At 29.0% G+C, this 16,501-nt stretch carries 15 protein-coding genes and 1 tRNA gene; 9 read left to right on the forward strand and 7 right to left on the reverse strand.

What is annotated here, in order from left to right:
- The first annotated feature begins 20 nt into the window (after nucleotides 1-20).
- From bshB1 to ACFQZW_RS08105, 3 genes are all read left to right on the forward strand, one after another.
- Entirely contained in the window at nucleotides 21-737 is a 717-nt protein-coding gene (bshB1, locus tag ACFQZW_RS08095; protein WP_298262334.1) for a bacillithiol biosynthesis deacetylase BshB1, read from the forward strand.
- A 53-nt stretch (nucleotides 738-790) separates the two neighbouring features.
- Nucleotides 791-866: transfer RNA gene (locus ACFQZW_RS08100), tRNA-His, on the forward strand.
- Between the two features lie 227 nt (nucleotides 867-1,093).
- Nucleotides 1,094-1,777: a hypothetical protein gene (locus ACFQZW_RS08105; protein ID WP_386782242.1), complete on the forward strand. Its 684-nt coding sequence runs from the start codon at nucleotides 1,094-1,096 to the stop codon at nucleotides 1,775-1,777.
- Nucleotides 1,778-1,780: 3 nt separating this feature from the next.
- Here ACFQZW_RS08105 and uvrA read toward each other — a convergent pair whose 3' ends face one another.
- Complete coding sequence (gene uvrA / locus ACFQZW_RS08110; protein ID WP_386782244.1) at nucleotides 1,781-4,561, reverse strand: excinuclease ABC subunit UvrA; 2,781 nt, start codon at nucleotides 4,559-4,561, stop codon at nucleotides 1,781-1,783.
- Between the two features lie 227 nt (nucleotides 4,562-4,788).
- On the opposite strand from uvrA, the gene ACFQZW_RS08115 reads away from it, so the two are divergent.
- From ACFQZW_RS08115 to ACFQZW_RS08125, 3 genes are all read left to right on the forward strand, one after another.
- Nucleotides 4,789-5,373: a sigma-70 family RNA polymerase sigma factor gene (locus tag ACFQZW_RS08115; RefSeq protein ID WP_298262337.1), complete on the forward strand. Its 585-nt coding sequence runs from the start codon at nucleotides 4,789-4,791 to the stop codon at nucleotides 5,371-5,373.
- Nucleotides 5,374-5,423: 50 nt separating this feature from the next.
- Nucleotides 5,424-5,561, forward strand: coding sequence for a hypothetical protein (locus tag ACFQZW_RS08120; RefSeq protein ID WP_298262338.1), 138 nt, complete (start codon nucleotides 5,424-5,426; stop codon nucleotides 5,559-5,561).
- Between the two features lie 141 nt (nucleotides 5,562-5,702).
- On the forward strand, nucleotides 5,703-7,439 hold the full coding sequence (locus tag ACFQZW_RS08125; protein ID WP_298262339.1) for an ABC transporter ATP-binding protein: 1,737 nt from the start codon (nucleotides 5,703-5,705) through the stop codon (nucleotides 7,437-7,439).
- Between the two features lie 9 nt (nucleotides 7,440-7,448).
- Here the strand turns inward: ACFQZW_RS08125 and ACFQZW_RS08130 are convergent, their stop codons facing one another.
- Nucleotides 7,449-7,610, reverse strand: a complete 162-nt coding sequence (locus ACFQZW_RS08130) for a hypothetical protein (protein ID WP_298262606.1) — start codon at nucleotides 7,608-7,610, stop codon at nucleotides 7,449-7,451.
- A gap of 53 nt (nucleotides 7,611-7,663) precedes the next feature.
- The gene (locus tag ACFQZW_RS08135; protein ID WP_298262340.1) at nucleotides 7,664-8,248 is read right to left on the reverse strand and encodes a PhnA domain-containing protein; all 585 of its coding nucleotides are present in this window, start codon (nucleotides 8,246-8,248) and stop codon (nucleotides 7,664-7,666) included.
- Between the two features lie 265 nt (nucleotides 8,249-8,513).
- Between ACFQZW_RS08135 and ACFQZW_RS08140 the strand changes: the two genes are divergently transcribed.
- The 3 genes from ACFQZW_RS08140 to ACFQZW_RS08150 all read left to right on the forward strand — a co-directional run bounded on the left by ACFQZW_RS08140 (nucleotide 8,514) and on the right by ACFQZW_RS08150 (nucleotide 11,520).
- Nucleotides 8,514-9,254 carry a slipin family protein gene (locus ACFQZW_RS08140; protein ID WP_298262341.1) on the forward strand — a complete coding sequence of 247 codons (741 nt, stop codon included), beginning with the start codon at nucleotides 8,514-8,516 and terminating at the stop codon, nucleotides 9,252-9,254.
- A gap of 63 nt (nucleotides 9,255-9,317) precedes the next feature.
- Nucleotides 9,318-11,225: a S9 family peptidase gene (locus tag ACFQZW_RS08145; RefSeq protein WP_386782249.1), complete on the forward strand. Its 1,908-nt coding sequence runs from the start codon at nucleotides 9,318-9,320 to the stop codon at nucleotides 11,223-11,225.
- A 55-nt stretch (nucleotides 11,226-11,280) separates the two neighbouring features.
- Nucleotides 11,281-11,520, forward strand: coding sequence for a CBU_0592 family membrane protein (locus tag ACFQZW_RS08150; RefSeq protein WP_386782251.1), 240 nt, complete (start codon nucleotides 11,281-11,283; stop codon nucleotides 11,518-11,520).
- Nucleotides 11,521-11,531: 11 nt separating this feature from the next.
- Here the strand turns inward: ACFQZW_RS08150 and ACFQZW_RS08155 are convergent, their stop codons facing one another.
- The 4 genes from ACFQZW_RS08155 to ACFQZW_RS08170 all read right to left on the reverse strand — a co-directional run bounded on the left by ACFQZW_RS08155 (nucleotide 11,532) and on the right by ACFQZW_RS08170 (nucleotide 16,501).
- On the reverse strand, nucleotides 11,532-12,926 hold the full coding sequence (locus ACFQZW_RS08155) for an exonuclease domain-containing protein (RefSeq protein ID WP_386782253.1): 1,395 nt from the start codon (nucleotides 12,924-12,926) through the stop codon (nucleotides 11,532-11,534).
- Complete coding sequence (locus ACFQZW_RS08160) at nucleotides 12,926-13,699, reverse strand: XRE family transcriptional regulator (protein ID WP_386782255.1); 774 nt, start codon at nucleotides 13,697-13,699, stop codon at nucleotides 12,926-12,928. The genes ACFQZW_RS08155 and ACFQZW_RS08160 overlap by 1 nt, the downstream gene beginning before the upstream one ends.
- Before the next feature lie 805 nt (nucleotides 13,700-14,504).
- On the reverse strand, nucleotides 14,505-15,095 hold the full coding sequence (locus ACFQZW_RS08165) for a TetR/AcrR family transcriptional regulator (RefSeq protein ID WP_386782257.1): 591 nt from the start codon (nucleotides 15,093-15,095) through the stop codon (nucleotides 14,505-14,507).
- 11 nt (nucleotides 15,096-15,106) lie between these two features.
- Nucleotides 15,107-16,501, reverse strand: coding sequence for an efflux transporter outer membrane subunit (locus ACFQZW_RS08170; RefSeq protein ID WP_386782259.1), 1,395 nt, complete (start codon nucleotides 16,499-16,501; stop codon nucleotides 15,107-15,109).

Below are 16,501 nucleotides of genomic sequence, written 5' to 3' on the forward strand. Positions count from 1 at the left end.
GTAAATAAGAAGAATATTTTATGAAATTAGATATTTTAGCCATTGGAGCACATCCAGATGATGTTGAATTAGGTTGTGGAGGAACTATTGCAAAAGAAATTTCATTAGGAAAAAAAGTTGGAATTTTAGATTTAACAAGAGGAGAATTAGGAACTAGAGGCTCAGCTGAAATTAGAGATACAGAAGCTTCAAACGCAGCTAAAATTTTAGGTGTTTCAATTAGAGAAAATTTAGGATTTGCTGATGGATTTTTCTCCAATGATAAAAAACATCAACTTGCAATTATTGAAATAATAAGAAAATATCAGCCTGAAATTGTGTTATGTAATGCCATAGATGATAGACATATAGATCACTCTAAAGGAAGTAAGTTGGTTTCTGACGCTTGTTTTTTATCAGGTTTGGTTAAAATAGAAACTCAATTGAACGGCAAAATGCAACCAGCTTGGAGACCGAAACAAGTATATCATTATATTCAATGGAAAAATATAGAACCAGATTTTGTGGTAGATATAACTGGATTTATTGATGCTAAAATAGAAGCGGTTAAGGCATATAGTTCACAATTTTATAATCCAAACAGTAAAGAGCCAAGTTCTCCAATTTCAAGTAAAAATTTTATTGATAGTGTTACTTATAGAGCCCAAGATTTGGGAAGGTTGGTTGGAACTGAATTTGCAGAAGGTTTTAATTCAGAACGTTACGTTGCCGTAAAATCTTTAGAAAATTTATTCTAAAAAAATGTTTGTAAAAAAAGAGAAATGTTTTACATTTGCAACCTCTAATAAATGGTGGTTGTAGCTCAGCTGGTTAGAGCGCCGGATTGTGGTTCCGGAGGTCGCCGGTTCGAACCCGGTCTTCCACCCAAAATAGAAGGTCTGTAAAAACAGACCTTTTTTTGTTTTATAAAATTGATTCATAGAGTTTTAATGAATGTTAAAGTTTATGAAATATGAAATCATAATTAGTGATTTTTTAGCCAATTAACACAAAATATTGCGTAGCACTTTTTGTCTTAGAATTTAGGATTCTTTTAAGGTTTTTTTTAATTATAATTTAATAGCTTTACATTCTTAAAAATTAACGTATACACATGAAACAATTACTTTATATTTTCTCTTTTGTGTTAGCAACCAATGCAATAGCACAAAATACAACTTCTACAGAATTACAAAAACAAAAAATTAAACAAGCTTTAGCTTATGGAGATAAAATTATTGCTGCCGATGCTATGTATTCAATAGTTGCTATGGAAGGTCCTCAAAGTACGTATAAAGATAGTTTAGCTTACTTATATTTTAATGCTAGAAATTTTGTTTCTTGTTTTTTGGTAACAAATGATATTTTAAGTTATAAAGAAAATAATTTAGAGTTGTTAGAGATGAAAGCTGTCTCATTAGAGAACATGGGAGCTTTAGATAAAGCAAAAGAGGCTTATGCCAGTTTACTAACCAAAACCAATAATAACTTTCACGCATATAAAATAGCAGGGTTAGAGCTAGCACTTAACAAATTTGAAGAAGCCTTAGTTTCTATAAAAAAAGCAGATCAATTACCTGATGATGGTAAACTTTCTGTAACTTTTCAAGTAAATAAAAATTACAATCAAAATGTAAGTTTGAAAGCTGCCATAGCTTATTTAGAAGGGTTGACCTACTTAAATTTGAAAAAGGATAAAGAAGCTAAAGCTAGTTTTGAAAGAGCGGTACAACTTTTTCCTGAATTTGTTTTAGCTAAGAGCAAATTAACCACTTTAGAAGCTAAAACAACAAATTAAAATTTATAGTTTTTCAGCTAAATAGGGTGCTGTATAAGAATTTTTAATAGTGGCTAGTTCTTCAGGAGTACCTTGAAAAACTAAGGAACCACCATTTTTACCTCCTTCTTTACCCAAATCTATAATGTAATCCGCACATTTAATCAAATCTATATTGTGTTCAATTACAATTATAGAGTGCCCATTTTTGATTAATGCATTAAATGATTTTAATAACTTTTTAATGTCATGAAAATGTAAACCTGTTGTGGGTTCATCAAAAATGAATAGAGATTTAGATTGGCGAGTGCCTTTTACCAGAAAGGAAGCTAATTTTATTCGTTGAGCTTCACCTCCTGAAAGCGTAGAAGAAGATTGCCCTAAAGTAACATACCCTAAACCTACATCTTGTAAGGGTTTTAATTTTTTTACAATTTTAGTTTCTTTGTGTTCATTAAAAAAGCTGATAGCATCATCAATGGTACTGTTTAAAATATCATTGATAGATTTGTTATGAAATGTGACTTCTAAAATTTCTTTTTTAAACCTGTTTCCTTTACAAGTTTCACATTCTAAATGCACATCTGCCATAAATTGCATTTCAATGGTAACTTCACCTTCACCTTTGCAAACTTCACATCTTCCTCCATCAACATTAAATGAAAAATGTTTGGCTTGATAATTTCTTATTTTCGATAATTTTTCTGAAGCAAATAAAGTTCTAATATCATCATAAGCTTTAATATAGGTTACTGGGTTAGATCGACTTGAACGTCCTATAGGATTTTGATTGATAAACTCAATATGCTCAATAGCTGAAATATCACCTTTAAGCTCTGTAAATTGTCCAACTTTTTCTCCATAACCTCCTATCTTTTTTTGAATTGCTGGGTAGAGAATTTTACTTACCAAAGTACTTTTTCCACTTCCCGAAACTCCAGTAACTACAGTTAAACTATTTAAAGGAAAAGTTACATCAATATTTTTTAAATTATGTTCTCGAGCTCCAATAACGTCAATAGTTTTGGTTATTTTTCTTCTAACTTTTGGAATTTCAATTTTAAGTTGATGATTTAAATATTGAGCTGTTAAAGAACTACTTTTTAAGAGTTGTAGATAAGTGCCTTCTGCTACAATTTCACCTCCAAAAGTGCCAGCTTTGGGGCCAATATCAATTATTTGATCTGCAGCTTTCATAATATCTTCATCATGTTCAACAACAATAACGGTGTTTCCTAAATCTCTTAAATCTTTTAAAACTTTGATCAAACGTTCGGTATCTTTTGGATGCAAACCAATACTAGGCTCATCTAAAATATACATTGAGCCTACTAAACTACTTCCTAATGAGGTAGCTAAGTTAATTCGTTGACTTTCTCCTCCAGAAAGCGTGTTTGAGGTTCTATTTAAGGTTAAATAATTTAAGCCAACATCATTTAAAAATTGTAGACGATTGTTAATTTCAGTTAATAAACGTTTTCCAATTTTTTGTTCGTAAGGGTTTAATTGAATGTTTTTAAAAAAAATAATTAATTCATTTAAAGGCAAATCAACTAATTCACTAATATTTTTGTCATTAATTTTAACATTATTAGCTTCTTTACGTAAACGTTTTCCATTACAAGTAGTACACTTTGTTTTACCTCTATAACGAGAAAGCATGACTCTGTACTGAATTTTATAGCTTTTTTCTTCTAAATGATTAAAAAAATGGTGCAGTCCTTTAAAGGATTTGTTTCCATCCCATATCAATTGCTTTTGTTCTTCTGTAAGTTCAAACCAAGGCTTATGTATGGGAATGTCAAATTTGTAAGCGTTATTAATTAAAGCATCTTTATATTTTTTAAAGGAATCTGATTTCCAAGGCAAAATAGCATTTTCGTAGATAGATAACGAGGTGTTGGGAACTACCAAATCTTCATCTATTCCTATTACATTTCCATAACCTTCACAAGAAGGACAAGCTCCATAAGGATTGTTAAAGCTAAATAAATGGCTGTTAGGTTCTAAAAATTGAAGTCCGTCTAATTCAAATTTATTATTAAATAAGGTTTGTTTTTTGGTGGAATTATCTTCAATAATACATTCGCCTTTTCCTTCAAAAAATGCAGTTTGGATGGCGTCACCTAATCGATTGTAAAAATCTTCATTAGTATTAACAACAATACGATCTATTACTAAATAAAAATCGTGATCAATTTCAGTTGTAATATCTTCAATTCTTACAATTTTATTTTTATATTTTATTCTAGAATATCCTTGTTGCGCTAAAATTTTTAAAGTTTGTAAAACATTTCTTTCTTTTGGAATATGTACAGGAGATAAGAGTAGTAATTTGGTGTTTAGCTCAAGTGTTTTTACATAATTTATAACATCTGAAACGGTATGTTTTTTAACTTCATTTCCTGAAATAGGAGAGAATGTTTTCCCAATTCTGGCATACAATAATTTTAAGTAATCGTAAATTTCAGTAGAAGTACCTACTGTAGATCTTGGATTGGTTGAATTTACTTTTTGTTCAATGGCTATTGCTGGAGCTATTCCTTTTATATAATCTACTTTTGGTTTGTTTAATCTGCCTAAAAATTGACGTGCATAGGACGATAAACTTTCAACATATCTTCTTTGTCCTTCAGCAAATAAGGTGTCGAATGCTAAACTTGATTTTCCTGAACCTGAAAGCCCTGTAATTACTACTAATTTATTTCTAGGAATGGCAACATCAATATTTTTTAAATTATGAAGTTTTGCTCCTTTAATTAATATGTACTCTTTAGGATTTAGTGATGCTATGTTGTTTGTCATTTGAATTGAAAAAGTAAATGAACGCAAAGATAATTACATTTCCTTAAAACAGCAGTCTCTAAAATTGGGAATCTTAAAAAGATTGAATTAATATCTTTAAAGTTTGGTATTTTAAAAAAAATACTGCATATTTGATAATTAATTCGTAAACAAACGCCTATATAACACCTTTACTTTTTATAAATTAATAAATACAAATTTACACTAACCCCTATAAGTATTTAACTATGGAAAGTAAACTTATGGCTGATGGCGTTCTAGTCAGCAATTACATTAACGGTAACGAAAAATCTTTAGAAATCCTTATTGTTCGTCATAAACAACGAATATTTAGCTTTATATTATCTAAAGTTTTAGATAGAGATATTGCAGAAGATATTTTTCAGGACACTTTTATTAAAGTAATTAAAACTTTAAAACGAGGTGCTTACAACGAAGAAGGAAAATTTTTGCCTTGGGTAATGCGTATTGCTCATAATTTGGTAATTGATCATTTCAGAAGAAATAAAAGAATCCCAACATTTAATAATACAGATGAATTTGATATTTTTTCTGTAATAAGTGATGAAGTATTAAATGTAGAAAAACAATTGATAAAAAATCAAATTTTAAATGATGTTAGAGGGTTGATTGATGAATTACCTGACGATCAAAAGGAAGTATTACTTATGCGTATGTATAGAGATATGAGTTTTAAAGAAATAGCGGAAAATACCGATGTTAGTATTAATACAGCATTAGGTAGAATGCGCTATGCACTTATAAATTTAAGGAAGTTAATAGAAAAACATAATATTATTTTAGTCAATTAATACTAAACGTAAAATTTTATCGTTCATAGTTGTATATAAACCAATTATTTATGATGAAACTTTACTCAGAAAAGACTCCTGTAAAGGAGCAACCCAACCAAGAAATAATTCAATATTTACTTAACTACTCTAAGCAATTGAGAGTGGTAAAAACCAACAAAAACTATATTGAATTACATTTGAATTAATGTTCTTTAAACCCATTTTATAAACCAATAAAATGGGTTTTGTGTGCTTAAATATTTTATTTTTTGTAAGTTGTTAATACTTTTTTTGACTTAAATTTCTAAATTTAATATTACAACCATTACAGTAGATTTTCAATTAATATGAATAAAAGAAAAGTATCGTTTACTTGGGCATTTAAAGAATTTATTTGGCCTAGAAAAAAAATTGTTTTAATCGGCCTAATTTTAATTATCATTAAAAGTTTATCGGGCTTAGTGTTGCCTTATGCAAGCAAGAATTTAATTGATGAAGTAATACCTTCTAAAGACTTAAATGCCTTAAAAATTTTATTACTCATTGTTTGTATTTCAATTTTTCTTCAAGCTGTAAGTTCTTTTTTATTAACGAGGCTATTAAGTGTTGAAGCTCAACATTTAATATCGTTATTAAGAGCACAAGTTCAACGTAAATTATTAACACTTCCTGTCAGCTTTTTTGATAATAATAAGTCTGGAGCATTGGTTTCTAGAGTAATGACAGATGTTGAAGGTGTTAGAAATTTGGTAGGAACAGGATTGGTTCAATTAATTGGAGGAAGTTTAACAGCGATCATATCTTTGATTATTTTAATCAAAATAAATGCCACCATGACTCTTTTTGTACTGTTGCCTGTAGCTATATTTGCTTTTGTTGCATTAAAAGCATTCGGGTATATCAGACCAATTTTTAGAGATCGGGGAAAAATTAATGCTGAAGTCACTGGAAGACTTACAGAAACATTGAATGGTGTTCGTGTTATTAAAGGTTTTAATGCGGAAGAACAAGAAAATATTACTTTTGAAAAAGGAGTAGAAGCTTTGTTTTTAAATGTTAAAAAGAGTTTGACATCCACCGCATTAATTACAAGTTCTTCTACTTTTCTTTTGGGACTTGCATCCGCTGGAATTATGGGAATTGGAGGATATTTTATTATGGATAATTCAATGACCTATGGAGAATTTGTGTCATTTACGTTATTTTTGGGTTTTATGATTGCACCGATTGTTCAAATGAGCAATATTGGAAGTCAGTTGACAGAAGCAATGGCTGGACTTGATAGGACTCAAGAATTGATGGAAATGAGAGAAGAAAATAATTCAGCAATAAGAACTATAAAACTTGATAATATTATAGGTAATGTTGAATTTAAAAATGTTTCATTTAGTTATGAGAAAGGAAAAGAGGTACTTCATAATATTTCTTTTAAAGCTCCAGCTGGAAGTGTAACAGCTTTAGTAGGTTCTTCTGGTTCTGGAAAAACTACCATAGCAAGTTTAGCAGCTACATTTTTAACTCCCACTGATGGTACTGTTTTTTTAGATCAAAAAGATTTATCAAAAATAAATTTAAGTAGTTTTAGAAGTAATTTAGGAGTAGTTCTACAAGATGATTTTTTATTTGAAGGAACTATTAAAGAAAATATTTTATTTGCACGACCTAATGCAACAGAAGATCAATTATTACATGCTGTTGAAGGAGCTTATGTAAATGAATTTACAGACAGGTTTGAAAATGGTTTAGAAACCATTATAGGTGAGCGTGGTGTAAAACTTTCAGGAGGACAACGTCAACGAATTTCAATTGCTAGAGCACTTTTAGCAGCTCCTAAAATTATTATTTTAGATGAAGCAACTTCAAATTTAGATACAGAAAGTGAATCTTATATTCAAAAAAGTTTGAGTGGTTTAATGAATAATAGAACTACGTTTGTAATAGCTCATAGATTAAGTACCATTCAACAAGCTGATCAAATATTGGTAATTGAAGAGGGAAATATTGTTGAACGTGGAAAACACCAAGAATTGTTAGCTAAAAAAGGAAGATATTATGACTTATATACTTACCAGAGTAGAATTTAATCTAATAATTTAAGAATCTTTCAATTGATTTTGATGCTTTGAAATTATAGATTTTAAACGTTGTTTTGTTAGCTCTTTTGAAGTTCGTAATTTATTTTTCTTACGGTTTATTAGCTTTGAATGCTTTGCTTTGTTTACTGTATTTTTAGCTTTCCCTTTTTTTGACATCATTCAATAAACCCCTTTTTAAAAAGGGGTATAAATTCATTCATTAATATGGTTGATTAAGTAGATTTTTTTACAAATTTTGTTAAAATAACAATTTGTACACCATTTATCCTTCCTTCAATTTGTTCTGCATTGTCATGTACCAATGAAATATTTCTAACTGCAGTTCCGCGTTTGGCTGTAAAATTTCCACCACCTTTAACATCTAAATCTTTTGTAATAGTAATAGTATCACCAGCTTCTAATAATGCTCCATTACAATCTAAATGTTTAATAATTTCATCTTCACTTTTTCCATCACCCATAGCAGCAGCCCATTTTAAAGTGTCATCATCTAAATACATCATCTCTAATAAATCTTGAGGCCATCCTTCAGATTTTAAGCGATTTAACATTCTCCAAACTATTACCTTAACAGAATCAAACTCGCTCCACATGCTATCATTCAAACATCTCCAGTGATTACTATCCATAAGTTCAGGGTTTTCAATCTGAGATATACAGGTTTCACAAGCAAGTAAACTCTCGTCAAGTCCACCAATGCTTACAGGAGGAACTTGGAAAATGGTTAATTTCTCTGAAGCTCCACATAATTCACATTTAGATCCACTGCGTTCATGCAATTCATTAGCTATACTCATTATAGTATTGTTTTAATTAAAAGTTGTTATAAATTTTGTTGAAAAGAATCAAATTTTGACAAAACTACTGAATTCTAAATAATTAACTGAAAAAAACATTTTTTTATTTTTTGAAAGATTTAAATAAAAACAATTATTGTCCAAACCTCTCATATTCAGTAAATTATTTGTAACTTTAAAAGAGTTGTAGACTATTCAAACATTTGCAAATTTTACATTTTGTTTGAACAAATTATCTGAAAAATTTCAATTTAAATTATTTATTATGAATCCAACATTATTTATAAGCGTTCTTTTAATAGTATTTTTACTAAGCGGAATTCGAATTGTTTTTGAATATAAACGCGCCTTAAAATTTAGATTTGGTAAATACATAACAACTTTACAGCCTGGATTTAGATGGGTAATTCCAGTAATTGAAACGGTTCAAATTGTAGATATTAGAGTAATTACAATTAATATTGTTTCTCAAGAAGTAATGACAGAAGACAATGTACCTTGTAGTATTGATGGTGTGGTATTTTTTAAAGTTAATAATCCGGAAAAAGCAGTGTTAGAAGTTGAAGAGTATAATTTTGCCATTACACAATTGGCACAAGCAGCTTTAAGAGATGTTTGTGGTAAGGTAGAGTTAGATACCATCCTGTCTAAACGAGAAGAGATGGGAAAAAATATCAAGTCTATTGTTGAAAACGAAACTAAAGATTGGGGAATTGAAATAATTGATGTAAAAATTAAAGACATTCAATTACCTGAAAATATGCGAAGAATGATGGCAAATCAGGCTGAAGCAGAACGGTCTAGACGCGCACGTATTATTTTAGCATTAGCAGAAGAACAAGCAGCAGGAAAGCTGTTAGAAGCAGGGAAATTAATAGATCAGTCTCCATCGGCAATTAAGTTAAGATTGTACCAAACTTTAGCAAATATTGCTTCAGAGAAAAATTCAACCATTTTATTCCCATTTCCTGAAGAAGTTTTACCCAGAAAAAGAAAGAAATCTTAAACATTAATTAGAATTAATTGATAAATTTGTTTTCTTAATTTATTAATTCAATTTTAAACTCGTATGCAAAAAATTCTTTTTAGTATCGTACTTTTCATCTCTTTTTTAGGGATCAAAGCTCAAAATGTAATGACACCAGAACTCTTAGTCCAATTAAACAAGGTTTCTGGAAAAGGAATTACCAAAGATGGAAAAAGTGTAATTTATAGTGTTTCGAAATACCATTTAGATAGCGACAGTAAATCTACAACTCTTTATAAAATTCCAATTATAGGAGGTAATGCAGAAGTAATTACTAATGATAGTGCATTACTAAATGATGCCAGCATTTCACCTGATGGAACCTATAAAATAATTGCTTCAGATGTTAAGCTAAAAAAAGTAACTGGTCAAGATTTTTATTCAGATGTTAAAAATTCAAATGTAAAAATTTATGATGCCCTTAATTACCGTCATTGGGATACTTGGGAAGATGGTGCATATAGTCATATTTTTTATTATGAAACTAAAAACAGCGATGCAAAGGGAATTGATATTATGGAAGGAGAACCTTTTGATTGCCCTCAAAAACCATTTGGAGGAGCTGAAGATTATTTGTGGAGTCCAGATAGTAACAGTATTTTATATGTTACTAAAAAATTAAATGGAACGGCTTATGCTGTTAGTACAAATACGGATATTTATGAATATAATTTGAAGACTAAAGTAACTAAAAACCTTACCGAAGAAAATAAAGGTTACGATACCCAACCAGCCTTTTCATCAAAAGGACAATTGGCATGGTTACAAATGAAGCGCGATGGTTATGAGGCAGATAAAAATGATATTATTGTAAAATTAGATGATAAAACTATTAATTTAACAGCTAATTGGGATGGTACAGTTAATAGTTTTTTATGGGATGAAAAAGGAGAAAAAATCTATTTTATCGCTCCTATAGCTGGAACCGTACAAATGTTTGAAATAAAAGTTCCTTCTTCAGCTAACAAAATTAGTGAACCTAAGCAACTTACTGATGGACAGTTTGATGTAAGTGGTATGGTAGGACAATCTAAAAATACCATGGTGGTAACTAGAAGAGATATGAATCATGCTCCAGAGCTTTATACAGTTAATTTAAAGGATGGAAAAATGATGCAATTAACTCATGAAAATGATGCAACCTACAATTCTTTAGATTTAGGAAAAGTTGAAAAAAGAATGGTTAAAACCACTGACGGAAAAGAGATGGTAACTTGGGTTATCTATCCTCCAAACTTTGACCCGTCTAAAAAATATCCTACATTGTTATATTGTCAAGGAGGTCCTCAAGGAGCATTGAGCCAGTTTTATTCTTTTAGATGGAATTTTCAAATTATGGCTGCAAATGGTTATATAATTGTAGCACCAAATAGAAGAGGAATGCCTGGTCATGGAGTTGAATGGAATGAACAAATAAGTAAAGATTATGGAGGGCAAAATATGGAAGATTATTTAGCGGCAATTGATGATGTAGCAAAAGAGCCTTATGTTGATAATGATAGATTAGGATGTGTAGGAGCTAGTTATGGAGGTTATTCTGTGTTTTATTTAGCAGGAATTCATAATGGTAGATTTAAAAGTTTTATTTCACATGACGGACTTTTTAATTTAAAAAGTATGTATGGTACCACAGAAGAATTATTTTTTGTGAACTGGGATTTAGGAGGACCTTATTGGGATAAAAATAATAAAGCAGCTCAACAATCATTCACAAAATTTAACCCAGTAAACTTCGTTTCAAAATGGGATACACCAATTTTAATAATTCAAGGAGAAAAAGATTATAGAGTTCCTATAGGACAAGGTTTAGAAGCCTTTCAAGCGGCACAACTTCAAGGAATTAAAAGTAAATTATTATTATTCCCAGATGAAAACCACTGGGTACTAAATAGTCAAAATAGTATCGTTTGGCAACGAGAATTTTTTAAATGGTTAAAAGAAACCTTATAAAGTAAATTAAAGCCTTAAATACTACAGTATTTAAGGCTTTAAAAATTGTACATTTATGAATGGAACTGATTGGCTGGGGTTTGTAGGGGTTACATTAATACTTGTAGCCTATTTTTTAAATGTCAGAAATATGGTTAAAAGTACTCATTTATCATTTATTTTATTGAATTTAATAGGAGCGTCTCTAGCTTGTTTAGCGTCGATATTGTTAAAGTATCTTCCTTTTATCATACTTGAAGGTGTTTGGGCACTTATTTCATTAAATTCTTTAATACACTATTTTAAAAAAGGATAGCATACTTTTTTTTAAAATAATAAGTTTGGTGCAACTTCAACAAAACTACTTTTCAAAGGGATAGTGGTTTCTGAATTTTTTTTAAGATAGGCCGTTAAAATTTTTTTCACATCGTTATTGTCTTTTTGGGCAGCAATGTGGTTGTAGTAATCGGTAATCGATGTTGCTTTTTTAGTATTATTTATATACCCAAATCCTTTGTAAATTCCATTAACAACTAATACAATCCCCGCTTCTTTTTTTGTTCTACCAGTTTCTTTGATGATAAAATTTTCGGTGTTGTATTTAATGGATGCTACGGCATTTTGTACTCTTTTGTTATAGCTTGATGTTGATTCTTGGTTTCTGCAAATTCCTTTGCATTTTTTTAATTGAAAATGGAAACAACTACTTACATTAGATTGCAAATGGCAGTATTTTGGGCATAATTCAAATGTTTCACAAAGCTTTTCTAGAAATAACCTACACTCAGTTTCATTATAAAACTTCATAAGTGGATTAGATATAAGTTTTAAGCGATTATAAGCTAGGTGTACAATTCCATTTCTATCTTCATAACTAAATAAACCAATGCTTTCATTGGCTCTTTTTTGAGCTCGGTTAAATTTTGGATAATGTTTTTTGATTTCTGCAGATTCAAGTAAAAGTGCTATTAATTCACTTCCAGTTTCTTCAAAAGTAATGTTCTCAATTTCCAAACACATGGCAACTTCTTTTTTAGATTTATCATAAAAATGACTTAAAACACGTTGCTTTATATTAGTTGATTTTCCTATATAAATAATTTCATTTTTACTATTTTTAAAATAATAAACGCCTGTTTTAGTAGAGAGTTCATCTACAATTTTTTTTGGTAATAATGGAGGAATGGTAGCCTGACGAGATTTTGGATTTAAAAATGAATGAAATACACTTCCATAAGTGTCTAATTTTAGTAGTTTTTTAAACAATATAGTGGTAGCCTCAGCATCGCCTTTAGCTCTGTGTCTGTCTTTAATAGTAATATTTTGAGAAGCACAGAGAGCACCTAAACTATAGGAATTTAATCCTGGAATTAATTTTCTGGATAACCTTACAGTGCATAATTTTTTTCTTTTAAAATTGAATCCAAGGTTTTTAAATTCTTGTTGAATGATATGATAATCAAAATTTACATTATGTGCCACAAAAATAGTGTCTAGTGTAATTTCTTCTATCTTTTTTGCAATTTCATAAAATTTTGGAGCACTACCTACCATTGCATTGGTAATTCCTGTTAAATTGGTTATAAAAGGAGGTATATGACATTCTGGATTAATTAGTGTGGTGAACTCGTCAATTATTTTTTTACCATCAAATACCAAAATTGAAATTTCAGTAATTTTAGCTCCTTGACCAGTGGTTTCTATATCAACAATTGAATACATTAGTTAAAAGATTTTTGAAGTTCTTTTAATTCAACTCCTAACTCAGTTAGCATATTTGCAATGCTACTAATTTTCAACTCATGTTCATCATATTCTTGTGTATTTATGCTACAAGTAAATTCCCATAGTTCTAAAACTTCATCAATTGGCACGAAATATGGGTCGTATTTTTTATTATCAGAAGCTAATAACAACATTTGATGTTCTTCAATTTTATTATAAACACGTTTGTAAACAATTCCATCATTTAAGGTTAAAACAATGTAGGTTTTACCATTTTTAACATTTCTAACATCGTCAATAAAACGAGCTACAATATATGATCCACTCTTAACGGGTAGCATAGAATCTCCTTTAATAGGAAATGCACGATGAGTGCCTGTTGGTAAAAAAGGTAATTTAATTTTTGATAAATGTTCAATATATTCCGGATCTGAATATCCTCGTAAATAACCAGCAGAAGCTTCCATAGGTATAATTTCTATTAAATCTTCATCTTTTTGATCAATGGTAATAGGAAATAAAATTCTTTGGTTGTTGAGTTTAATAAACGAAGTTTCGGTAGCTGAGGTTAAATCATTTTTTATTAAAATATCCATTGAAATATTAAAATATTCGGATAATTCAATTAAAAAATCAATAGGAGGGATGGCTCTATTTTCTTCATAAGAACTTATCCTAGAGCGCGAAACTTTCAAATCTTTAGCAAATTGTTCTTGAGTTAAAGATTTTAGGGTTCTTAAATGTTTAATATTATTTGATAAATTATTCATTTGCTAAAAATACAATCATTAAATGCTATTATTTTTAGCTAAATTAATATTTTTTTGAATACCTAGCTAATTTTTAAAAAAAAAACCTGTAAATGCTATTCTTTTACAGGTTAACAAAAATTTTCCATATGTTTTGTTTTAAAGGATTATCTGTTTAAAAGCCATATCTTCTGTGGTTATTCCATTGTAATCTTTTTGAATTTGATAATGATATAAATAGGGTATTTTCTTTGTGATTTGTGGTTATGTGTTGAGTTGTCATAATTCTAAATATTAAGTGTTATTAATTAAAGACTGTATCTTCTATAGTTTGTCCATTGATTTCTTTTCGTATTTGAAAAGTTAATAAAGGTTCTTTTTTTAGTTTCTGATGTTAAATTTTGAGTTGTCATAATAAATGTTTTTAATTGTTAATAGACTATAAATAGACGTCTTTAGCTCAAAATTGTTACGGTATTTTGCATAACATAGTACTATATTAACAAATTTTTAACGAAAGCTATAATTTAAACAGGCTATTTGTTAAGGAGTCGTTAATATAAGTTGTTGAAAATTAAAGGTTAGCATGATTTATCTCATTACTTATTTTGATTGAAGTAATTGAAAAAGAAAAGACTGTATTTAATTTTAAAAGTTCAAAAAGAGTAAAAGCTTTATAAAATCATTTAAAATAAAAGAATTACAATTAACGATGGATACAGGAAGTTTTATGCTTATCAGAAAAAAAGAATTAGTTTAATTTCCCACTAAATAAGTTTAACCGAAGCCTCCAAGGCTAAAACTTTGAAGGTTTCAGTTATTTAAATTATTCTATAAAAAATTTATTAGTATAATTTTTTGAAGTAATTCCTCTTAAACTGTTAATAATTAAGTGATTTAAAATTTCACTTTCGGAGTACTTATTAAACAAGCTAGTTTCTGAAAAAAGGACATCATCAATACGTAAAAATAAGATGTCACAAACTAATTGAATATTTATATCTTTTCTAATATCACCATTATTTTTAGAAGTATTTAATAAATCAAAAATTAATTTAGTTACTAGGTAGTTTCTAAAACTATAAAATTCTTTAAAGGCATTAGGATAATATTTTTTTAGACCAAATAAAAAAGATGGTTTAAAATGTTTTAGGTACTCAAATCCTTTTTTATAGATTAAAATAATGGTTTCTATAGAATCATTGCTAGATGTATTTAAATCACTTATTTCAGTTAAAAATTTTTCTAATAAATATTGAACACTTTCTCTAACTAGTTCTTCTTTAGTATTGAAATATTTGTAAATAGTTTTTTTTGATATTCCTAATCCACTAGCAAGCTCATCAAGTGTAAAACTTTTGCTACCAAATTTTGTAAATTTTTGAATGGCATGTATTATAATTTGATCTTTCTTCATGAGTTATAAATTTATTGCCAACCACCACCAAGAGCTTCATATAAATACACTATATTTTTTAATTGTAGTAGTTTACTATTAATTACATTTAATTCTGCATTTAGAGCACTTTGTCTTGCAGTTAACAAGTCTAAATAAGTAGCATACCCATTTTTTAATAGCTCTTCAGAATTTAACTCTGCATTTCTAAGTGCTTCTACTTCTTTTATTCGATAATTAAATTTTTCTGTTTCAGATGTATACGCAAATAAAGCATTTGAAACTTCACTGCTAGCATTTAATAAAGATTGTTTAAAATTTAATAATGCTTGTTCTTGTTGAGCTAAAGCAACTTCATTTTGGGTTTTTATTTTCTTTTTATTGAAAATTGGCTGTGCAAGACCTCCTATTAAATTTGAAAATAAAGAGTTAGAATCAATCCAATTATTAAAATCTATACTTTGAAAACCAGCGTTAGCTGTTAAAGTTAATGATGGATAAAAGTTACTTTTAGCAACATTAGTCAATTCAAAGGCTTGAATTAAACCATATTCAGCAGACATTACATCGGGTCTATTTCTCAATAAAATTGAAGGAACTCCAACGTTAATATTGGTGTTTAAAGATTGACTTTCTAAGCTACTTCTTTCAAAGGACTGAGGTTTTTTCCCTAAAAGAATGCTCAAAACATTTTCTGTTCTAAAAATTTCAGTTTTAATATCAACTTGTAACGCTTTAGCACTATTTAATTGTGCAATATTTTGGTCAACAGCAACTTGAGTTACCTGACCAGCATTTTTTAAAGCAATAATAGTTTCTACACTTTTTTCTCTAGCATTAATTGTTTGCCTTGTTATATTTAATTGTGCATCTAAAGCTAATAATTGGTAATAAGTTGTGGCGATATTTGAAATTAATCTACTTTTTACAGCCTGGTGAGCAGCAACACTTTGAAGATAATTAGCCTCATAAGCTCTTTTATTACTTCTAATTTTACCCCAAATATCTGCTTCCCATGATAGTGAGGTAGTTAAGTCAAACTGATCAAATGATATTTTCCCAGAAGTGCTATTTTTAGAAGTTTCTTGATGCATAGCCGAGCCTTTCAGGTTGATACTGGGTAAGTACCCTGCCTTTCCTTGTTTTAAATAAGCTTCAGACATTACTATTTGTTGAATAGCTACTCTAATATCAATATTATTGGCTAAACCTTCTTCAATGTATTTTGTTAAAAAAGGATCTGTAAACAAGGTTTTCCAAGAGATATTTGCCATAGACAAACTGTCTTTTGATATATGATCTGTTCTGTATAAGCCTTGTGTTTCTTTTAAATCTGGTCTTTGGTAGTTTTTACTAACAAAACAAGATGATAATAATAAAGAAACGCCTATTAATATTGCAAAATTAACAATTGTTGGTTTTCTCAT

This window comes from Lutibacter aestuarii (assembly GCF_042676885.1).
Classification (GTDB): Bacteria; Bacteroidota; Bacteroidia; order Flavobacteriales; family Flavobacteriaceae; genus Lutibacter; species Lutibacter aestuarii.